The organism is Sphingobium sp. B8D3A (genome assembly GCF_025961995.1).
Lineage (GTDB): Bacteria > Pseudomonadota > Alphaproteobacteria > Sphingomonadales > Sphingomonadaceae > Sphingobium.
The window spans coordinates 1,537,141-1,558,591 of sequence record NZ_JAOQOS010000001.1; the positions used below are offsets into that span (position 1 = coordinate 1,537,141).

General features: G+C 64.5%; 17 protein-coding genes. 8 read left to right on the plus strand and 9 right to left on the minus strand.

All coding sequences use genetic code 11. The features are described 5' to 3' along the window. The first annotated feature begins 12 nt into the window (after positions 1–12). The 4 genes from M2342_RS07020 to M2342_RS07035 all read left to right on the plus strand — a co-directional run bounded on the left by M2342_RS07020 (position 13) and on the right by M2342_RS07035 (position 7,808). Entirely contained in the window at positions 13–2,883 is a 2,871-nt protein-coding gene (locus M2342_RS07020; protein ID WP_264578562.1) for a TonB-dependent receptor plug domain-containing protein, read from the plus strand. Positions 2,884–2,956: 73 nt separating this feature from the next. Beyond that, positions 2,957–3,505 (plus strand): hypothetical protein, encoded by a 549-nt coding sequence (locus M2342_RS07025; RefSeq protein WP_264578563.1) that lies wholly within the window; start codon positions 2,957–2,959, stop codon positions 3,503–3,505. 6 nt (positions 3,506–3,511) lie between these two features. Further along, positions 3,512–4,675, plus strand: a complete 1,164-nt coding sequence (locus M2342_RS07030) for a hypothetical protein (RefSeq protein WP_264578564.1) — start codon at positions 3,512–3,514, stop codon at positions 4,673–4,675. A gap of 343 nt (positions 4,676–5,018) precedes the next feature. Further along, entirely contained in the window at positions 5,019–7,808 is a 2,790-nt protein-coding gene (locus M2342_RS07035; protein WP_264578565.1) for a M10 family metallopeptidase C-terminal domain-containing protein, read from the plus strand. 33 nt (positions 7,809–7,841) lie between these two features. Here M2342_RS07035 and M2342_RS07040 read toward each other — a convergent pair whose 3' ends face one another. The 6 genes from M2342_RS07040 to M2342_RS07065 form a co-directional block, all read right to left on the minus strand. Further along, on the minus strand, positions 7,842–9,329 hold the full coding sequence (locus tag M2342_RS07040) for a carboxylesterase/lipase family protein (protein WP_264578566.1): 1,488 nt from the start codon (positions 9,327–9,329) through the stop codon (positions 7,842–7,844). Between the two features lie 12 nt (positions 9,330–9,341). Further along, positions 9,342–10,730, minus strand: a complete 1,389-nt coding sequence (locus tag M2342_RS07045; protein ID WP_264570770.1) for an MFS transporter — start codon at positions 10,728–10,730, stop codon at positions 9,342–9,344. Positions 10,731–10,806: 76 nt separating this feature from the next. Then, positions 10,807–11,436, minus strand: coding sequence for a dipeptidyl peptidase 3 (locus tag M2342_RS07050; protein WP_264578567.1), 630 nt, complete (start codon positions 11,434–11,436; stop codon positions 10,807–10,809). 97 nt (positions 11,437–11,533) lie between these two features. Further along, positions 11,534–12,619 carry a TAXI family TRAP transporter solute-binding subunit gene (locus M2342_RS07055; RefSeq protein ID WP_264578568.1) on the minus strand — a complete coding sequence of 362 codons (1,086 nt, stop codon included), beginning with the start codon at positions 12,617–12,619 and terminating at the stop codon, positions 11,534–11,536. Positions 12,620–12,821: 202 nt separating this feature from the next. Next, positions 12,822–13,925, minus strand: coding sequence for an aromatic ring-hydroxylating dioxygenase subunit alpha (locus M2342_RS07060; protein WP_264578569.1), 1,104 nt, complete (start codon positions 13,923–13,925; stop codon positions 12,822–12,824). 157 nt (positions 13,926–14,082) lie between these two features. Further along, positions 14,083–14,376: a 2Fe-2S iron-sulfur cluster binding domain-containing protein gene (locus M2342_RS07065; RefSeq protein WP_264570766.1), complete on the minus strand. Its 294-nt coding sequence runs from the start codon at positions 14,374–14,376 to the stop codon at positions 14,083–14,085. 165 nt (positions 14,377–14,541) lie between these two features. On the opposite strand from M2342_RS07065, the gene M2342_RS07070 reads away from it, so the two are divergent. Then, a complete protein-coding gene (locus M2342_RS07070) occupies positions 14,542–16,128 on the plus strand; it encodes an FAD-binding protein (RefSeq protein ID WP_264578570.1) in 1,587 nt (528 codons plus the stop codon). A gap of 21 nt (positions 16,129–16,149) precedes the next feature. Here M2342_RS07070 and M2342_RS07075 read toward each other — a convergent pair whose 3' ends face one another. Genes M2342_RS07075 through M2342_RS07085 form a run of 3 tightly spaced genes read right to left on the minus strand, consistent with a single transcriptional unit; the run spans position 16,150 to position 18,427 of the window. Continuing rightward, positions 16,150–16,719, minus strand: coding sequence for a MarR family winged helix-turn-helix transcriptional regulator (locus M2342_RS07075; protein WP_264578571.1), 570 nt, complete (start codon positions 16,717–16,719; stop codon positions 16,150–16,152). Then, the gene (gene trmFO, locus M2342_RS07080; RefSeq protein ID WP_264578572.1) at positions 16,716–18,074 is read right to left on the minus strand and encodes a methylenetetrahydrofolate--tRNA-(uracil(54)-C(5))-methyltransferase (FADH(2)-oxidizing) TrmFO; all 1,359 of its coding nucleotides are present in this window, start codon (positions 18,072–18,074) and stop codon (positions 16,716–16,718) included. The genes M2342_RS07075 and trmFO overlap by 4 nt, the downstream gene beginning before the upstream one ends. Continuing rightward, complete coding sequence (locus M2342_RS07085; RefSeq protein ID WP_264578573.1) at positions 18,071–18,427, minus strand: DUF952 domain-containing protein; 357 nt, start codon at positions 18,425–18,427, stop codon at positions 18,071–18,073. The genes trmFO and M2342_RS07085 overlap by 4 nt, the downstream gene beginning before the upstream one ends. Here M2342_RS07085 and M2342_RS07090 point away from each other — a divergent pair. From M2342_RS07090 to xrtV, 3 genes are all read left to right on the plus strand, one after another. Continuing rightward, on the plus strand, positions 18,426–19,433 hold the full coding sequence (locus M2342_RS07090) for an acyl-CoA thioesterase (protein WP_264578574.1): 1,008 nt from the start codon (positions 18,426–18,428) through the stop codon (positions 19,431–19,433). The two genes, M2342_RS07085 and M2342_RS07090, sit on opposite strands and share 2 nt — an antisense overlap. Before the next feature lie 150 nt (positions 19,434–19,583). Beyond that, the gene (locus M2342_RS07095; RefSeq protein ID WP_264578575.1) at positions 19,584–20,423 is read left to right on the plus strand and encodes a CmcJ/NvfI family oxidoreductase; all 840 of its coding nucleotides are present in this window, start codon (positions 19,584–19,586) and stop codon (positions 20,421–20,423) included. 87 nt (positions 20,424–20,510) lie between these two features. Then, a complete protein-coding gene (xrtV, locus tag M2342_RS07100; RefSeq protein ID WP_264578576.1) occupies positions 20,511–21,443 on the plus strand; it encodes an exosortase V in 933 nt (310 codons plus the stop codon). Positions 21,444–21,451 lie beyond the last annotated feature (8 nt).

The following is a 21,451-nucleotide window of genomic DNA, read 5'->3' on the forward strand; positions in this document are numbered from 1 at the left end:
GAGGGAGATGAGATGAAGGCACGGAATTTTTCTGTCCGCGAACGGACGGGTCTGAAACTGGCGGTCTCCGCTTCGGCTCTGGTGTTGGCGGCGCTCGGCGCAGTGCCCGCCATAGCGCAGCAGGATGCATCGCCCCAGCAGGGCAGCTCTACGGATGCCGCGGATGCCGCGATTATCGTGACCGGCACGCGCATCAAGGGCGTCGCGCCGGTCGGTTCGCCGGTCATCCCGGTCGGTCGCGAGGAGATCGAGAAGCTCGGCGTCAGCACCACCAACGATGCCCTGCGCAAGCTCCCCCAGATCGTCAACTTCGGCGGCAATAACGAGCAGCAGGGCGGATCGATCATCCAGAACACCTCGCTCAATTCCTTCGCCGCCAAGTCGATCAACCTGCGCGGTCTGGGCACGGCCTCGACGCTCAGCCTGGTGAACGGCCACCGTGTCGCCCCGCAGGGCGCCAATGGCCAGCTCTTCGATGCCGATAACATCCCCGCCATCGCGCTGGAGCGCATCGAAGTGGTCGCGGACGGCGGCTCCGCCATTTATGGGTCGGATGCGGTCGGCGGTGTCGTCAACTTCATCATGCGCCGGCCGGACAATGTGTTCGAGGTGCAGGCCCGCGCCGGTTTTGCCGACTCCGTCGAGGAGTATATCGGCTCGGTCGCCTTCGGGCGGCGCTGGTCCAGCGGCGGCTTCTTCCTCGCCTACGAGTATCAGAACCGCACCGCGCTGGAAGCCGCCGACCGGCCGAACCTGTATAACAGCGACCTCTCGCCTTATGGCGGCGCGCCCAACCCGGTGCTCACCAATCCGGGCAACGTTCAGTTCGGGTCGAGCTTCTATGGTATTCCCGCCGGGCAGAATGGCACGAACGTGACGCTGGGCAAGCTGACGGCGACGCCCAATCGCGAGAATGCATGGATCGGCGCCGATGCCATTCCGTCCGGCAAGCGCCATACGGTGGTCGGCACCTTCCGCCAGGATTTCGACGATAACGTGACGTTCGTGGCCGACGGCCTGTTCTCGCGGCGTGAACTCACCAACCGTGGCATTGCCTCGACGGCGACGCTTTCGGTGCCGAACACGAACCCGTTCAGCCCGTGCGCGCCCGCCAAGGTGGACGATAGCGCCACGCTCAATTGCCCGGCCAATGGCACGCTGACCGTGCCTTACAGCTTCCTCGAGGATCTGGGTCCGCTCACGATCACCGGCTATGAGCAGATCTGGTCGCTCTCTGGCGGGCTGGAAATGAAGCTGAGCAACGACTGGAACGCCAACGTCACCGCTTATTACAGCGAGAACAAGGGCTACAGCCTGGCGACCAACCAGCTCAATACCAACGGCCTCAATCGGGCGCTGGGCGCCACCGTGGCGGGCACCACCAAGCCGGCGAGCGTGCCGTTCTTCAACCCGTTCTGCGACGGGCAGCAGTTCGATTGTAATTCCGAGGCGACTCTGGCGCTCTTCCGCGCGCAAACGGAACTTGAAGTGTTCAATCGCAGCTATGGCGGCTCGGCCAATATCGGCGGCTCACTCTTCCGCCTGCCGGGCGGTGACGTTCGCGTCTCGGTCGGCGGTGAGATCCGCTTCGACTATCTGTTCGGCAACGGCCAGCTCTCCAACACGCGCACTGCGAATGTCGATACCTTCGCCGGCGTGCCGACCTCGAACGAGCGCGACGTGCGTTCGGTCTACGCAGAAGCCTATGTGCCGCTGTTCGGCCCCGACAATGCTCGGCCGGGCCTGGAGAAGCTCGAGTTCAACGCCGCCGTCCGCTACGATCGCTATAGCGACGTCGGCTCGACGACCAATCCGCGCTTCGGTGTGACCTACGCCCCGGCGTCGGGCATCCAGTTCCGTGGCAGCTACGGCACATCCTTCCGCGCGCCCTCGCTGGTCGACGTCAACAAATATGCCACCGCCGGCTTCCTGCCGCGCACCGGCAGCGGCTCGGCCGTCGGCCTGTCGCCCGCTGCGGGCTCGTTCCAATATGTCTATCCGATTGGCGGCAATCCGGACCTGAAGCCGGAGACAGCCACCACCTGGTCGCTGGGCATGGACCTGACGCCGGAGCTGGCCAAGGGCTTCAACTTCAGCCTGACCTACTACAATATCGTCTACAAGGATAAGGTCGACACGGCCGCCTACAACGCCCCCATCGGTGCGGTGCTGAACTCGGGCGCCTATGACGATTTCATCGTGTTCAACCCGGTCTACTTCCCGAACAAGACCAACCAGACGCTGGCCCAGTATGTCGCTTACTGGAACCAGATCACGGCCGATCCGCAATTGCCGGTGCTGGGTCTGGTCGATCCGACGACCGTCATCGCAATTGTCGACGCGCGCCGCAATAACAGCGGCGTGGTGGAGACGGACGGCTTCGACGTCTCGCTCGACTATACACTCTATGGCAATGGCATCGATTTCCGCTTCGGCGCGCGGGCCAACTATGTGCTGCACTACAAGACCTCGCCGGTTCCCGGCGTTGCGCTCAAGGATGAGGTGAACCACTTTGGCTATCCGGCGCGCTTCACCGGTAAGGTGGAAGCGGGCGTGGACATCGGCGGCTTCTCCGGCACCGTGTTCCTCAACTATGTGAATTCGCGCACGATCACGCGCGACTTCCTGCCGGCAGCCGTGCCCGATCAGTATCAGAACATCGATCCGATCACGACGGTGGACCTCAGCCTGCGCTACAATTTCGGCGAAACCGGATCGATGATCACCAATGGTCTGGCGGCATCGCTGAACGTGCTCAACGTGTTCGATGCCGATCCGCCGCTGGTGGTCAATGCGGGCGGCGCCACGCCGATCCGGTTCGACTCCAGCTACTCCAGCTCGATGGGCCGGTACATCTCGTTCCAGCTCTCGAAGAAGTTCTAACGGCTGAGGGGGGCGCCCGGACGAAGCCCAAGGGCTTCGTCCGGTCCGTCAGTTGCACCGGAGGCGATCCGCCATGGCACCCAGCAAAGTCGCTTCGCCGACCGGCGAACGCACGACCTTCGGCAGTGTCGTCTATGCCTGCCAGTTTCTCTATGGCGGCTGGTTCCTGTTCCACGGGCTGAACTACTGGCTGGAATTCTATCTGGACCGGTCGATCCAGCCGGGGCCGGGTCTCGTGCCCGCACTGGCAGAGTCCGGGGTGATGGCGCTGGTCAAGGCGCTGGAAGTCACCATTGGCCTGGCCCTGCTGCTCGATCTGTTCGCGGCGCTGGCGGTTGTGGCCGCCTGGCCGATCACATTGATGATTGCCTTTGTCACGGCATCGCATGGCCGCCCGTTCGGCATGGGTGTGGCGGCGATCATTATCGGGCTGAACGCGGCCATGTCTTTCGGCTATCTCCACCGCTACCGCCCGATGCTGGCGTGGAGCGCAGGCCCGCCCGGCGGTTCAACCGCCGCGCAGGGCTCGCGCATGGCGCCTGCGCGACACGGCCTTGCCGCGCTGGTGGGCGTAGCGGCGGCCATCGGCATCACCTACCTCACTGTCTATCTTCGGCGCTGAGCGGGTATGACGTCCATCCGCCTGCCACTGCTCGCCTGTCTACTGGCGGCGCTGCCGCTTTCTGTCGCGCCCGCGCAGCAGAGCAACCCTGCAACGCAGCCGCTCGTCATTGCGCGGCAGGGCAATTTCTTCGTCGGCGGGTATGAGGCGCAGACGCCGGACGGGCCTGTGATCGCCGGCGCCATGTACGTCGAATATCAGATCCCGGCGCAGCAGACGCACCCCTATCCCTTGGTATTCTTCCATGGCGGCGCATCCAGCGGCGCGAGCTTCTGGAGCACGCCGGACGGCCGCGAGGGCTGGGCGACGCTGTTTCTGCGCAAGGGCTATGCCGTCTATGTGGTCGATCGCCCGACGCTCGGCCGCTCGCCGCATTATGAGGCAGTCGATGGGCGCAAGCTGATGCCCCCCGCTGGCTTGCCCGCGCGGGAAGGGCAGGCGGCGCCGCCTCCGCCGACCAACAAGCCGGCGCATCTGCCCGGCACAAACGCCCCTGACGACCCGGCCACCGCCTACATGCGTCGCGCGCGCCAATCGACCATCGAGGTGCCCTTCGGCGCGCCCGGCGATGCCCTGGCGGTCAGCCTCTATGTCGACCGGCTGGACCGGGAGGCGGGCGCCGCGCTGCTGGACAGGATCGGCCCCGCCATTCTCGTCACCCATTCGCGGGCGGGGACGACAGGCTGGCAGATCGCCGATGCCCGGCCCGGCCTCGTCAAAGCCATCGTCGCCGCCGAACCGAATGGCCCGCCTTTTTACAACGCCCCGCCCATGGGCGCGCCGGGCGATCCGGTCGCGCGGCCCTTCGGCATCACTTATGCTGGCCTGCGCTTCGATCCGCCGGTCACGGAACTGCGTGACTTCGGGCCGCTCACCCAACTGCCGCCGGAGGATGGCCACAAGGTGGGCTGCTGGACGGTGGCGGGCAAAATGCCGCGGCTGGTCAATCTGGCGCAGGTGCCGGTGATCGTGCTGGTCGGCGGCGCATCCTATCATGCCGGTTACGATCACTGCACCGCGCAGTTTCTGGAGAAGGCGGGCGTCTCGGTCGATCTCGTCCCGCTCGACGCGCATGGCTTCGTGGGCAACACCCATGGCTTCCCGACCGAGACCAACAATCATCTGATCGCCGATTTCATTGCCCGCTGGCTGGCGGAGCGCGACCTGTAGAACAAGCTGGGTCGCCGGTGCTGGAGCCCATCGCGGCAGCTTGGTTCGCCGATCTGACGATGACACCCCGCTAATCAGCTTCCTGCCGCTTTCCGAAAGCGCCGCAACCCACCCTTAGCGTGGCGGTGGATTGCGCTTATTGACAAGCGCGACGGAAATAATGGTATATTTCCTGACATGTAGAGTCAATGTATGTAAATGACTGTCTCTGCAATTTTGCGGAATTCGGTGCGTCCGATAGAGCTGAAGTCGAAGTATAAATCAAAAATTTTATTTAACGATTGTTAATTTAATATAACGATCTTAACCGACCTGGATTTCAATGACGACCTCTAAATACATCATGATGAAGAACGGAGGTGATGGCCTCGCGTTTATCGATTTCATTGTGACATATGGTGGATTGGCGTTGGATGGTCAGGACATCCAGTTTCTCGGCTCCTCATTGATCGATGCTGTTTTTGTCCGCCCCGGGGCGAACTATGTTCTGAATACAGGAGGCGGAGCGGACCGCATTTATGTCGAAGGTCAGCTCTCCGATTACACGCTGAGTCGCAATAACGCGACGCTGATCCTGACGCGCACGGTGGACGGTAAAGTGGAGACGGTCCATGTGGCAGGCGCCAACGCGACGACCGCACCCGATGTGCTGGTGTTTTCAGATGGCAGCGTGAGCGTGAACGCCCTCTACACGCATGTTGCAGACGGAACGGCGGTTCCAGTGCCGACGGGCGAAACCTCACTGGCCCCTCAAGGCGCGGCGGCGCCCGGTGCGGTTCTGGACGCCATAGTGAAGATCGGATGCTTCAACCCTGCTGGTGAGACCGTCTCCGCTTCGAAGCCGGGCGTTGCGTTCCAGATCCTCGGCAGTGCCGGTGTCGATAGGGTGTACGTCGCCGAGGGAACCACGATCGACGCTGCCTCGCTCGGCGGCGGAGTGGATGTGATTTACTTCCGGGGACAATGGGCCGACTACACCAAGACCCTCACCGGCGCGCGCCTGACGCTCACCCGCACCGCAGGCGGGCACGTCGAGACGGTCGTCGTGGCATCCAGCGGCGGCACGCTCAACGATCTGCTGGTGTTCGCCGATGGGGCTGTGCGCTCGCAGGTGGCCGGCCAGGGGGTGAAGGCGGATGCCAACGTCGCTCTAGCGGATCTCGCCGGCTTTGATCCGAGCGTGTTCGTCGATTTGGTCGCGCCCGTTGCGCCCCGGCTATCGCTGGCCAACGATAACGGGACATCTCAGACGGACGGCCTGACCAATGACGGCCATATTCTCGTCACGCTTCTGGAGGCGGGAGCATCCTGGACATACAGTATCGACGGCGGACAGACCTGGCTCAAGGGCGAGGGGGAGACCTTCAGCCTTGCTGCGGGAACCTATGCGGCCGAGCAGGTTCAGGTCCGGCAGCGCGATGCGGCAGGTAACCTGTCCGAAGCCGGGCACAATGAGACTGTCCTGACCATCGATTCCACGCCGCCGGTGGCGCCCGTGATATCGGGCTTTTTTGATCCGATCGCGAGTTCGATCAACCCGTCGACGGGGGCGATCATCAACCTCGTGACGAGCCCGGTGGCTGGCGCTTCTGTACTTCAGCAGGGCGCGACCAGTCTGCACGGAACAGGCACAGCCGGCAGCAAGGTCGTCGTCACCTTCGGGGCCTCTGAGCAGCGGGTGGTGACGGTGGATGCCGCCGGGGCATGGTCCCTGAATCTCACGCACGCGGACATCGTGTCATTCGGCATCGGGGCGGAGGCATTTACGGCCACCGTCAGCGATGACGCGGGTAATCTTTCAAGCACCACCGTTCCGCTGCAGATCAATGCACAAGCCTACACGACCAACGATGTCGCGGCCTCCGGCTATGGCAGTGAGTATGTCGACGCCCTGATTATCGGCGAGGCCGGCTGGTCCGGCGGCATCATCACTTACTCTTTCTCCGCCGGCTCGGGCGCGTCTGCCTGGTCGGAAAGTGAGAAGAGCGCCGTGCGATTCGCATTGGCTCTTTACGAGAATATCGCGAATTTGGACTTTCAGGAGACGGATGACTATGGCGAAGCGGTGGGCGGCGCGAATATCGCTCTCGAAAAATCGCCCGCTTCGACCTGGACAGAGCCTGGAATTCTGGCCGACTTTACCATTCCCTTCGGCGGATATAATGCCACGCAGGTCGGCCGCTTCAACTATGAGATATCCTATTGGCAGAATCTGAGCGAAGGGGGCCTCGCGTTCGACACGCTGGTGCATGAACTTGGCCATGCCCTTGGTCTGGGTCACCCCTTCACGGATACCATCAACGGCGTGACGCAGACCCAATTTCCGGGCGTAGCGGCCAATGATGCCTATGCGCTCGGGACGCTGGACCTGAATCAAGGCATCTGGACGATCATGTCCTACAATTTCGGCTGGGATGTGAAGGCGCCGCCAACCAGTTACGCATGGGGCTTGTCGAAGACGCCGATGGTCTTCGATGTAGCTGCGATACAGGCGATCTATGGCGCCAATCTCTCATACCGAACCGGTAATGACGTCTATACGCTGCCCACCGCTAGCAAGTCGGGTACGGGCTGGGCATGCATCTGGGATGCGGGGGGCGTGGACACGATCAGCAATGCGGGCAGTTCGCTCAACTGCGTCATCAACCTCAATGCCTATCCGCTCACGGCCGGCGTCGACCCCACCTTCTATGTGTCGCGGAATCTTGCGATAACCGGAGGATATACGATCGCGGCGGGTGCGGTGATCGAAAATGCGGTCGGCGGGGGAGGCCGCGACACGATCATCGGCAACCATGTCTCTAACCTGCTGACCGGGGGCGGCGCAGCCGATCAGTTCGTCTTCAACACCGCGCTGGGGGCGAGCAATGTCGACCGAATTAGCGACTTTTCCGTCAGCGCAGGGGACGTCATCGCGCTCGACAAGAGCATTTTTGACCGGCTCAGCAACCTCAGCGATCTGAGCGGTCACTTCGGTTACTCGACCCAGTCTGCGGATCCCGACCTGTTCGTCATTTACGATACCGGTAGCGGAACGCTCAGTTACCGCGACGAAGCGAACGAGCTGATCGATTTCGCGATCCTGCTCAACAAGCCGCAGTCGATCACAGCCGCATCCTTTGTGGTCATCTGACCCGATCCGGCGCCGCCGCCGGGCGCGGCGTCGCTAGCGTCGCGCATCGAAATAGCTGTCGAGAAAGGCTTGCGCCTCTGCGCGCGGGGTGCCGATGACGGCCGGCTGCGGGGAGAGGCGCATCAGCTTGGGCTGGGCATCGTCATAGCGCGGCCATTCCGGCAGGCCGGGGCCGTTGGGATTGCCGGTGCGCGCGAAGTTCACCCAATAATGCGAGACAAGGTCCGAGAGCTTGTGATCCTCAGGCGTCCACGGCTGATCCTCGACCTGCAGGTTGCGGAAGACATAGACGATCTCCGCTGAATGGAAGGCGCCCATTTCCGGCTTGCCGGGCCAGGGCTGATCAAACCAGTAGAGCCACGCGCCCGACTTACCGGTCTTGGCTTGAAGCTTGGCCCAGCTGCGCATCTGCCATTGGACCGCATCGGTCGAAGATTGGCCCAATTGATCCTTGGATGCCCCGTAAATCCGGTCGTAAGCCACGCCATTCGCGTCCGACCGCTGCACCCAATCCTTGCGGATGTTCGATCCCTCCATGGAGTTGGAACCCACCAGCGTGGGCACGTCGTTCTGCTTGCCCGCCGCGAAGATGTTGTAGACGATGTCCGGCAGCACATAGCCGTCACGCTCGGTGGGCCAGAAGAAGGCCAGTTCCTTGGTGAACGCGTCCATCGGCAGCGCGCGGAGCTGCGCGACTGTTTCGCCGCCGAGCTTGCGGCCGAAGTCGGCACCATAAGCCTCCGCCTCGCGCATGTCCTTGCGGCCGACGAGGCCACCATCGGGATCGAACTGGGACGTGCTCTCGCCGATCGCGCGGTGGAACAATCCCTTGGCCAGCGGCGAAGCCTGCAGGATGCTGATCGCGGTGCTGCCGGCGGATTCGCCGAACACGGTGACGTTGCCCGGATCGCCGCCAAAGGCCGCGATATTGTCGCGCACCCATTTCAGCCCCTCGATCTGGTCGAGAATGCCGTAATTGCCCGAGGCCTTGTAAGGCGCTTCGGCGGTAAGACCCGGATGCGCCATGAAGCCGAGCGGGCCGACGCGGTAATTGAGCGTCACCAGCACCACACCCATTTTCGCAAGCGCAGTGCCGTCATAGGCTGGTTCGCGGTTGGAGCCGCCCAGAAAGCCGCCGCCATAGATCCACACCATCACCGGGAGCGGGCCTTTGTGTTCGGCTGGCGTCCAGACATTTACGGAAAGACAGTCCTCGCTCATCGGCCGCTGGTCGACCGGCGGGCGCCATTGCGGGCAGATCGGGCCGAACTGCGTTGCATCGCGCAGGCCGCTCCAACCGGAGGCCGCGACCGGTGCTTTCCAGCGTCGCTCGCCCGCGGTCGACGCGCCGAACGGGATGTTGAGGAATTTGCGCACGCCGTCCGCCTCCGCGCCTTTCAGCGCGCCCTGACGAATCGTCACCTGCGGCGCGGCGCCGGTGTCGGCGGCCAGCGGGGCGGCAGTTCCGGCGAGGAGGAGTGCGGCAAGCGCGCTACGGCGCAGCAGAGGGATCGTCTTCATGGGAATCTCCGTTCAGGCCGCACTGGCCGAGGGGCGGGCGCGGGCGGCAAATCCGGCCAGACCGCACAGGGCGAGCAGCACGGCAACGACGGCGAAGAATGCAAAGGAGCCGCCCAGATCGAGCGAAATGACGCCGGTGAACGAGCTGAGCACCGCGCCCAGCCGCCCGGTGGCGGAGGCGACGCCCACGCCGGTTGCCCGCGCTGCCGTTGGGTAGGCCGTGGCAGCCAGGGTGTAGAGCGTGTTGTGAAGCCCCGCCATGCAGAAGCCGAGCGCGACCATCACGGGCAGGATGATGAGCGCCGAGACCACATCACTGCCGAGCAGCACGGCGAGTACGCCTGCGAGGAGGGCAGCGGCACCCGCCAGGCCCATATGCGCGCGGCTGAAGCCGGTACGATCGAGCAGGATGCCGCTGAACAGCGCGCCGACCACCCCGCCCATATGGAAGGTGGTGATGCCGAGGCTGGTCATGGTGAGATCGAAGCCTAGCGTGCTCAGCATCGTCGGGACCCAGCTGAAGATGGTGTAGGAGGCCATCAGGCAGGTGAAGAACCCGCCCCAGAGCAGCAGGGTCTGGTGGCGCAGCGCCGGCGAGAGCAGCAGCCGCAGCGGCGCGATAACCGTGCTGGCTGGCGGCGGTGCATCGAAGCGATGGGCCGGGTCATGCGAGATACGGCACCGCTTGAGCAGCCGCGCCAGATCTTCATGCCGGCCGGCGCGCAGCAGGAAGCTGGGCGATTCCGGCAGGAAGACGATGAAGGCGAGGGCCAGCAGGATTGGCAGGGCGCCTGCGACGAAGAACAGGGTCCGCCATCCGAACATCTCCAGCACCGAGGCGCCGAGCCCGCCGGCGATGATGCCGCCAATGGGAATGAACACCATGCCGATGGCAATGGCGCGGCCCCGGCGCTTTTCCGGCGTGAATTCGGAAATAAGTGCGGCGCCGTTGGGGATCGCCGCGCCGATGCCGAGGCCATCGAGGAAGCGCACGAGCAGCAATTGCGTGGCGTCATGCGTGAAGCCACCGGCCACCGTCATCAGGCCGAACAGCAGGATGGCGACGATCAAGGCCCAGCGGCGGCCGATCCGGTCGCCCATGATCCCGCCGATGATCGAGCCCAGTGCGACGCCGGCCAGATTGGCGGCCGTCACCGGCGCGAACGCTCCACGGGGAATGCCCCAATCCGCAATCAGCGCCGGCAGCACGATGCCGAGAGACTGGTTGGCCAGCCCGTCGACCGCGAAGACCAGCGCGAAGCAGCCGAGCAACAGCTTCTGGAACGGGCTCCAGGCCGCATTGTCGATGGCCGTGCCCAGATCATGCGATACCACAGCTGACGCCGCGCCGCTGGGCTCGGCTGGCAGTGCCGTGCCGGCTGCTGGGGTGAAGGATGCCATGCTGCTCTCTCTCCGTGTCAGGCGTTGGTCTGTGGCCGGGGACGATTCTGCTGTCGCGCGCTCACGGCGGATGGTGTCAAAGGGAGCGGGGCGGCTCCTGCGTGTCGAGGGCGCTCTCGGCCATGAAGCGCGGCGGCGCGGCATAGGCGAGCGCGGTCAGGAACGGCTGGTAATAGCGGAAATAGGCCAGCAGCAGCGCGCAGTTCACGCCGATCTCCAGCGGTCCTGTGATGAGCTGGCGCGGCAGGCCGACGACGATGGCGTTGAGGTAGAAGATCGTGAAGCTGGTCGGCACCTGCAGCACCAGCATCAACGGCACGAACCGGTTGGTCAGCAACACGATGCCGACAAGGCCCTCCATGGCCTTGATGCCCGGGAAGAGGCCCATATCGAGCAGCGACTGAATGAACGGTCCGCCGATGGGGTGGGGCACGACTGGCTGCATGTCGGTGAGCCAGTAGCGCGAGGATGACCAGATGAGATGCAGGCCGAAATAGATGCGCATCGCATCGGTCACATGGTCCGCCGTCGTACGCTTCGGGTCCAACCGCCGCAGGATCAGCGCGCCCACGATACCGGCAAGGATCGGGAAGCCGAAGAACATGAACGTGTCGAACTTGCCGAACGCCAGATAGAGGCCGATGGCGCCGCTCAGCGCGGCCGGAACGATGAAGCCAGTGGTCAGCGGCTTGGGTGACGAGGGCATGGTGCTTCTTTCTGCTGGCGAGCGCCTTGGGGTCGTTCGACCTGTGTCGTTGGTGGTGTCATACGCGGGTCATGTCCGGGGCTTGCGAGCCGCCCGCTCAGTCGATGTAGCCCATCTCCCGATAATAGCGCGCGGCGCCGGGATGCAGCGGAACCCCCTTGCCGTCGCCGACCGTGCGCGGATCGATGGAATAGGGCCGCACGAACCATTTGAGCTCACCGCGTGCCCGGTCGATGCCGCGTGCGGCGGCATAGGCGATGTCGTCTGGCATATCGGCGCGACCGAACACGACTTCGCCGGACCGTCCGACTGTCTTGATCGTGCGATCCACGCCGCGCAGCACGCCCCAGCGGGCGGTGGTGCGGACCATGTCCGCCTCCTTGACCATCTTGTCGAGCAGATCGTCCGGCAGATCGAGGAAGTGGAGTTTGTGCGCGACGGTCAGCGTCGTCCAGAACGAGGACTCAGGGTTGTTCGCCGGGCTGGCGAGGCTGGAGATGACGACGTCGAATGGGGTCTCCGCCGTCACGTCGTGCGGGCTCTGGATTGAGCCACCCCAACTCTCCACGGTCGCCTTGTCGAGGCCGTAATAAGCGAGCACGGGCGCCTCGCTCGGCTGGCCATCGGTGAGAATGCGCACCGGCAGCTTGCGAGCACGGATTTCGGCGAGGCTCTTGATGCCGAGTTCCGGCTTGACCGCGACCAGCAGATAGGTCGGGTCCTCGATGCGCGCGATGAGGCGCAGGGCGGGATAGGGACCGTCCTTGGCGTAGATATATTGGCCGCGATAGGCCCAGCTCATCATCGATGCCTCGGTGATGCCAAAGTCGATGGGGGCGTTGATTCGCTGGGTCGTGCCGTGGCGTACATCGCCTTCCTTCAGCGGCGGGGGCAGGGCGGCCTTGCCCACCAGACGCGGCCCTTCGGTGCGGTTGCAATTGCGGCAGAGGATGATCTCATAGCCCTCCGGCGCCATCGCATCGCGCACGAATTCGCCCAGTTCGCCCCAGGGGCAGGCTTCCGGGCAGGCGGAGGCGAGGACGAGACGCTTGGTGGCGTAACCGGTCTTGCCGACATCGGTCCAGCTTGAGTCGACGATCTTTTCCGGCTCTGCCGCGCGCGCCGGCATGCCCAGCGTGAGGCCGGCCAGGGCCAGGGCGATTGCAGATAGCAGCATGCGCATTGAAGACCGTCTCCCCTCAGGCGCCCGATCCAGTGTGTCGCGAGACTCGCAGGACAGGCAGCGGCTGGTCCAACCCCGCTTTCTTCTGTTGGAAGCTTCGGTTAGGCAGCAAACAATATAAAAAATAGTATACTAATCTGGCGTCGTCAATGCCATGTGGTCGCGCGCTTTCTAATATTTGACCTGTGGGTGCGCGAGGGCCTCAGTGTGCCATCTCCGCGGGTGCGCGTGGAGCATTCAGGGAAGCGGAGGTCTCCTCGGCGCGTTCGCGGGCGATGAGATCGGCCAACATGCGGCGCGCGGAGACCGGCGCCGTATCCGTCGCAAGCAGGATCGGGTTCAACTCAATGATGTCGCTGACCGCGCCCATATTCTCCTGAACCATCTCGATCATCGGCTCGTCCTGCTGGCGGAAAGCCATGTCGAAGAAATCGAGCAGGGCTTGGTCGACCTCCGGCTCATCGCGACGGCGATTGCGGCCGTTGACGAAGAAATAATGCGAGGTGAACTCGGTCTCCGGCGTGATGATATGGAGCTGCGGAATATGCGCTCCGCTCTCGCGCGGCTGACCGACCTCCCAACTGCCGAGCTTGAAGTCCAGCATCGCCGGCGGATGCCAGGTCATGGTGGTGTCGGTCTCCACCACAACCTTGGGGTCCATGCCGAACAGGCCGACATGCGCCGAGGAGGGGCCAAGGCCGCTGCGGATGCGATGATTGGTGATCCAGCGATCGCCACGCTCCAACCGCTGCGTGGTGGCGGCGAGCAATTGCTCTGGCGTGTAATTGCCCCCGCTGAACTGCGGGTGGATAAAGGCTGCGTGGCTGAGGTCGAGGAGATTATCCACCACCAGCTCGTAATGACCCTTCACGTGCAACAGCCCGCGCACCACGGCATAGTCATCGGGCTGTTCGAGGAAATCGATGACCGGCAGCAGCGCCGGGTCCGCCTTTGCGGGGTCGCCGGGCCAGAACCAGATGATGCCGTAGCGCTCCAGCAGCGGCCAGGCGCGAATGTTCGCGGCGGGCAGGCCGGCCTTGGTCTTGCTGTGCGGATTGAGCACGCATTCGCCATCCCGGTTAAAGCGCAGCCCGTGATAGGGGCATTCCAGCGTGTCATCGATGATCCGGCCGGCGGAGAGCGGCGCAAAGCGGTGCGGACAGCGATTGAGGATCATCGCCGCCTCGCCATGGCTGTCGCGGAACAGCACGGCCTTCTGGTCGATCAGCGTGCGGGCCAGCGTGCCTTCGCCGAGTTCATGGGAATAGGCTGCGGCGTACCAGGTGTTTTTCAGGATCGAGAGCACTCACCACTCCATCAATATTTTGATCGCGGCAACCGGGGCTCCCGCAACAGGACCAGGAGGCGGACGCAGCAAACCTCTCCTGAATCATTGGTAGACGATTATGTATACCATACGAGTTATCCGCTGTCATCCGGCAAGTCGCCCGGTTGGTCACTCATCAAAGGTCCAGCACCAGCCGCTCGGTCAGCGCGCCGGAGCAGCAGATCATCATCATCTTGCCCTCGCGCTTCTCCTGCGGTGTCAGCACCGCGTCGAAATGCTCGGGCGTCCCCGCGAGCACTTCCGTTGCGCAGGCGCCGCAGGTGCCCTGCTCGCAGCTTGAGCTGGCCGGAACACCGGCCTCGCGCACCGCCTCGAGGATCGACTGGCCCGGCGCCACTGTGAGTTCCAGGCCGGAGCGGGCCAGTTCAACGATGATGGTGCCATCGGGGAGGGGTTGTTTTTCAGTCACGACCGGCAGTCTCTATCATGCTTTCCATCCGCTCGTCATAGGCCAGAATTATCTTAGTGCTAAGATATATTGACAGGCGGCGGGGGTGAAAATACCCTCAGGGCAACTCACCGCGCGCGCCATTGCTGCGCTCGGTGCCCCCATGATGGTTTTAGGAGATGCGCAGTGGCCCGCGAAATGGTGACGGATGTTCTGGTGATCGGCGGCGGCTCCGCGGCGACGCGCGCGGCGTTGGAGGCCGCGGCGGCGGGCGTGGCCGTGATGCTGGTGGACAAGGGCACGGTCGGCGATAGCGGCTCGAGCCCGCACGCGCTGGTCGGCTTCAGCGTGCCGCTGCTGGATGAGGCGGATAGCTCCGCGCTGTTCGTCGAGGATTGGGCGAAGGCCAGCGGCGGCATTTGCGACCGCGATCTGGTGGCGCAATGCGCAGAGCATGGGCGCTTTCTGGCCGAGGATATGGAAAAGCGCGGCGTGCCCTTCATCCGCAATGCCGATGGGAGCTGGTTCATCTCCCGCCGCGCCGGCCATTCCGTGCGCCGGACCTTGCAGGCGCAGGGCCTGGGCAAGGGCAAGCACGCCAATGTCATTGCGCCCATGCGCACTGGCCTGATCGATGCCGGCGTGACACTGCAGGAAGGAACCATGATCACGCGCCTGCTGCTCAGCGATGGCGCCGTCATTGGGGCATATGCGGTCGGCCCGGATGGCGAGCATTTCATCATCCGCACCAAGGCCGTCGTGCTGGCCTCGGGCGGGGTGAACCGGCTCTACACGAAGCTTTGCGACGAAGTGGTCGAGCATGGCAGCCGCACCACGGGTGATTCCTACAGCCTGGCGTTCCATGCCGGCGCGTCGCTGATCGACATGGAGTTCGTCCAGTTCCGCGATTCGCCGCCCGCCGGGCCGATCTACGGCGCCGCTTACGTGAATTCGCTCGGCGAGCGGATCATGGAGAAATATGATCCCGAGAATATGGAATGCGCCCCGCGCTACATGATGGCACGCGCCGTCTATACCGAGAATTTCGAGGGGCGCGGGCCGGTGGTCTGGCATGTCGAGGACGGGCAGGTCGCCCGCTCCCGCGCGCCGGTCGGCAATTATGAAGGCGGGCAGATCGTGGAGATCACCCTCATGTTCCAGCGCCTGATGGGCGGCGCGCGCATCGATGTGACCGCTGCGACGGCGGTGCCGGGCCTATATGCAGCGGGCGAGGCGTCCGGGGGCATTCATGGCGGCGACCGGATGCAGGGCTGCGGCTTCCTGGAGACGCAGACCTTCGGCCGAATCGCCGGGCAGAGCGCGGCCCAGCGGGCGAAGACGACTGACTTGCCCGCGCTCGATCCCGCTGCGGTGGAGGCCGAGGCAGCGCGGCTGGCGCGCAGCACGGGCGCGCAGGATCCTGTCGCCCTGTTCGAGAGGGTGCGCGAGATCATGTGGGCGCAGGTCGGCGTGGTGTCCAACCGCACCCAGTTGACCGATGCCATCGCCAAATTTCAGGAGATCCAGCGCATCGCTGCGACCGATATCGATCAGTCCGATCTGGTCGCCGCCGAGGAACTGCGCAATCTCGCGCTCACCGCCGAACTGGTGGCGACGGCCAAGCTCGCCCGCGAGGAGACGCGCAGCGGCCATGGGCGCACCGATTTCCCGCAGGAAGATCCCGCCTGGGTGCGTCATGTCCGTCTCGCGAATGCAGGCGATGGCGCGGTGGCCGTCGATGCCATCCCGGTGGTCGAACTCGCCGACGCCTGACCGGCGCCGCGCCGCCCACGTTCAGGGCAGCGCGGCCTCGATCGAATGGAGCAGCTTGCGCAGGATCGCGTTGCAGCGCTGCCGGTCTGCCAGCGAAAGGCTACCCATCAGGCGCTGTTCCGTCGCCGTAAAGGCGGTCATGGTCCGCCCGGCCAGCGCGATGCCGTCGGGCGTGAGTTCGATGAGCAGCGAGCGCTGGTCGCTGGCATGTGAGACGCGGCGGATCAGGCCGCGCTGCTCCAGCCGCCGCGCCAGCCCGGTCAGCCCGCCCGAGGTCACCGGCACATAGCGCCCGGCGAGGTCGGTCGGCGCCGCGCGATACGGCGCGCCGATGCGCATCAGGCCCGCCAGCAGACGAAACTCATTATCGGATAGCCCCGACGCCTTGAGCACCGCGGCCGTCTCCGCGCGCAACCGATCATCGATCCGCGCGACCCGCGCCGCAATCGCCCGCACATCGGCATCCAGCGCCGGAATGACGGCCTGCCACTCCCCGACAAGCGCATCCACTGCCGCATCCAGCCGATGCGCCTCACTCTCCGCGCGCAGGTGTGCGAGGCCTAAGGCTGCAGTCGCGCCGTCTTTTGTCACATTACCGGCATTGCATCGGCATGGAGGCCGGCCTTCCACCCCGCCAGCGCTTCTCGCGCCCGGTCGGTGTAGGCCTGTTTGCGTTGCTTCTTGCGCACGCTCTCGTCCTCGATGGGCGGGAAGAGGCCGAAGTTGACGTTCATCGGCTGGTAGCTCTCCGCATCGGCGCCGCCGGTGATGTGGCCGAGCAGGGCGCCCAGCGCGGTCTGCGGTGGGGGAAGGGGCATGTCACGTCCGCTCAGCTCCGCTGCGCAGAACAGGCCAGCGAGCAGGCCGACGGCGGCGCTTTCCACATAGCCCTCGCAGCCAGTGATCTGCCCGGCAAAGCGCACATGCGGCATGGCACGCAGGCGCAGGCGATCGTCCAACAACTCCGGGCTCTTGATGAAGGTGTTGCGATGCAGCCCGCCCAGCCGCGCGAACTGTGCGTTCTCAAGCGCGGGAATCGTCCTGAACAGAGCGACTTGCGCCTCATATTTGAGTTTCGTCTGGAAGCCGACCATGTTCCACAGTGTGCCTAGCGCATTGTCCTGCCGCAGCTGCACGACGGCATAGGGCCAGCGGCCCGTGCGGGGATTATCGAGACCGACCGGCTTCATCGGCCCGTGGCGCAGCGTCTCCCGCCCGCGCTCGGCCATCACCTCAATCGGCATACAGCCATCGAAGTAAGGCGTGTCCTTCTCCCACTGCTTGAACTCGGTCTTGGGACCATCGAGCAGACCCTGGACGAAGGCGTCGTACTGATCCTTGTCCATGGGGCAGTTGATATAATCCTTGCCGTCGCCGTCGGGCGAGCCCTTGTCCCAGCGGCTCGCTTTCCACGCGATCGACATGTCGATGCTGTCGCCATGGACGATGGGCGCGATCGCGTCGAAGAAGGCGAGTTGGTCCTTGCCGGTCGTCCGCGCGATCGCCTCGGCCAAGGGCGCGGCGGTGAGCGGGCCGGTGGCAATGATCGTCGGGCCCTCCGCCGGAATGCCATCAACGCGCTCGCGCACCAGCTCGATCAGCGGATGCGCTTCGATAGCAGCGGTCACGCCCTGCGCGAAAATGTCCCGGTCCACCGCCAGCGCGGAGCCCGCTGGCAGCTTGCACTTGTCCGCCTGCGCCATGATGAGCGAGCCGAGCGCGCGCATTTCCTGATGGAGCAGGCCGACGGCATTGCTGTTGGCATCGTCCGAACGGAAGCTGTTGGAGCAGACCATCTCGGCCAGTGCATCGGTCTCATGCGCAGGGGTCTGCTCTCCGCTGCCCCGCATCTCGGAGAGGCGTACGCGCACGCCGGCCTGGGCGAGCTGCCACGCCGCCTCGCTGCCGGCAAGGCCGCCGCCGATGATGTGCACCTGATGGGTCATGGTCCTTCAAATCCTGCCGGGAATGCATGTTTCCCGTCCGCCCCTAGCCGCAGCTTGCTGTGACCGGCAACCGCGCTCATCGGGATCGGCCCATAGACGTGCGGGAACAGAGCGCCGCCGCGCGAAACTTCCCAGCGCAGGGTGTCGCCCAGCGGCGGCAGATCGACCATGACGAGGATGGCCGGATCGATATCGGCAAACCATTTGGCTGCCGTTTCCCGCACCTGTTCGCGGGCGGAAAGGTGGATGTAGCCATCGGCCAGATCGACCGGCGCGCCGGTAAAAACACCTGAGTCGCGCCATGCCGACCATTCCTCGGGGCGCAACAGCTTGAAGGCGAAGAGTTCTGTCATGAAACGACGCTACGGCATGGGCGGGGCGCCGTCCAGCGCTTGCCTTGGGGCGCGAAATCCGGGCATTCCCACCGGTGAATCGATTGAAACAGAATGGGATATGCTCTTCATGTCGAGCGACGCCACGCCCATGTCCATGCTCACCGCAGGGCTTATCCGCCTACTCGATGTCGAGCCGGCGGGAGAGCCCGGGCATTTCCTCGGCCATCGCAAGCCCGGCGGGGCAGGGCGCGTCTATGGCGGGCAGGTGGTCGGCCAGGCGCTGGCGGCCGCGGCCAAGACGGTGGCGGCGGACCGGCCCGTGCATTCGCTGCACTGCTATTTCATGCGACCGGGCAGTGAGGACTACCCTATCGACTATCAGGTGGATGCGGACATGGATGGCCGCGCCTTCTCGAACCGGCGGATCGTAGCCTGGCAGCAGGAGAAGCCGATCTTCAACATGATCGCTTCCTTCCATAAGCCTGAGCGCGGTCCGGCGCACCAGAGCGACATGCCGCCGGTGCCGGACCCCGATGATCTCAAGGATCTCGGCGATCTCATCGAGCAGCATGAACTCCCGGCCGGTCCGGTGCTGCGCTGGATTGCCGGGCGCAACAGCCCGGTGCGCTTCCGTCCGGTGGGCGATATCCAGTCCGGCATCATCAAGATGCACGATGCCGCGCCGCAGCTGTGCTGGATGCGCGTGGGGGAGGGGCCGCTCGGCCTTGAGCAGCCCATGCAGCGGGCGATGCTGGGGTTCATCAGCGACATGCTGCTGCTTGCGACGGCCTACCGGCCGCACGGCCTGCACATCGGCAGCCCCGGGGTGGCCAGTGCCAGTATCGATCACAGCGTCTGGTTCCACGACGATGTGGAGTGCGGCGACTGGCTGCTTTACGTCACGGACAGTCCCTGGGCGGGGCATGGACGGGGCTTCGCGCGCGGGCATTTTTACGCGCGGGACGGTCGTCTGGTGGCCAGCGTGGCGCAGGAAGGGCTGATCCGCTTCCGCGACGCCGAGTGACGCGCGCCCCTTTGGGCTGTCTGCCCCCAATATTCCATGCCATCAGGACATCCGTTGCGTTCGAGCCGCGCTGACGGCAAAGTTCATCGCACGAAAGCAGCATTGATCCGGGCCTGACAAAGGCACACCCCGGGCGGAACGGAGGAGTGGATGACCAGAATTCGGGCTGATCGGCCCTCTGTGACGATCAACTATGTCGCACGCACCGACGAACGGCCGCGTTATTATGCGAACGATCACAGCCGGGACACGGTGGTGATCGAAGAGCACGGCATGGCCGCCAGCGACGGACGGCATGAGGTGCTCGGCCTCGACACGGCCGGCGTGGCGCTGGTTGACGCGCCCACGGCGGTCACCGACTTTGCCGACAAGGCCAATTTTCCGGCCTATGCCGAGGAGATCGAAGCGCTGCTGCTGCGCGAGACGGGGGCGGATGTGGTGATCGTCACCGGTCCGCCGATCCTGCGCTTTTCGGAACGTTCCGGCAAGGCCGGCAGCAGCGATAATAGCCATCCCGCGCGCTTTGCCCATGTCGATGTCAGCGACGCGACGGCGCGGGGTTTTTCGGCGCAACGTCAGCCCGCAGAGGGGGACATTGTTCGGGCCGCGCATTACAATGTCTGGCGCGTTCTTTCGCCCGCCCCGCAGGATGTGCCGCTGGCGATCTGCGATGCGCGGTCGGTCACCGGCCAGGAACTGCTGCTGGCCGATGCGATTTTCGACAGTCCCTCGGGCGACTGGAGCTTCGAAGGCTATGTCGTCGCGCACGATCCGGCGCATCGCTGGCTGTGGTTTCCCGATATGACGACGGACGAGGCGATCATCTTCAAGACGCATGACAGCCGGGACGGGGTCGCCCGCTGCGTACCGCACGTCGCGTTCGATGATCCGCTGTGCGATGACGAGGCGCCGCCGCGCGTCAGCGTCGAGGCGCGCGCCATTGCCTATTGGCGAGAGGCCGGGGATCGCGGTAAAGGTAAATTACCGTAAACCAAAATTATCCCGACGGCTGACCGTATCATCATCAGCTCTTAACCTTGTTCAGGTTAGGCGCAGGTCAAAGAGCTGAGAGTTCCAATGGCGACGAATGCACCTGTGATTACCGAAAAGAAAACCCGTTTCGAGCTGCTGAACTGGTTGATGGCCAACCCTGTTCTGGGGGCGGGTATCCTCGCGGTGCTCGTTCCGACGCTGCTGCTCGTCGCGCGGGAAAGCTGGTCGACGGAGCAGGGCGCGCATGGTCCCATCGTGCTGGCCACCGGCCTGTGGCTGCTGTGGCGGGAATGGCAGAATGCCGCGGCCGTCGCGCGGCCTGCGCCGGGACTTCCGATTGCCATCGCCTTTGCGATTCTGCTCCCGCTCTACTTCGTCTCGCGGGTCAGCAACATCGTCGAGACGGAAGGCTTTCTCATGTATGGCCTCGTCGTCGCGGCGCTGTTCAGCGCCATCGGCTGGGAGGCGCTCAAGCGGCTCTGGTTCCCGCTCATCTACCTGCTGTTCGTGTTGCCGCCGCCTGAGACGCTGGTGGCCATGGTCACCAATCCGCTCAAGATCATGCTCTCCGAATCCGCCGTCGGCTTCCTGTATCTGGTCGGTTATCCGGTCGCCTCGTCGGGCGTCACCATTCAGGTCGGTCAGTATCAGCTGCTTGTCGCGGAGGCCTGCGCGGGCCTCAACTCGCTCATCTCGCTCTCCGCCATCTCGCTATTCTACGTCTATCTGCGCCACCACGCCAATGTGCGCTACGCGCTGCTGATGATCGTGGCGATCGTGCCGGTCGCCGTATTCGCCAATTTCGTGCGGATCGTGCTGCTGGTGCTGCTGACCTATCATGGTGGCGAGGCAGCGGCGCAGGGCTTCCTGCATGATTTCGCCGGGCTGACCATGTTCATGACCGCGCTGATCACCATCTTCGCGATCGATCATCTCTTCGGGCTGCTGTTCCCGCGCCTGAAGGGCAGCAAGACCGATCCTGTCTTGAAGCCAGCGGCCGAGCCCACCCAGCCTTAAGGCCGGGC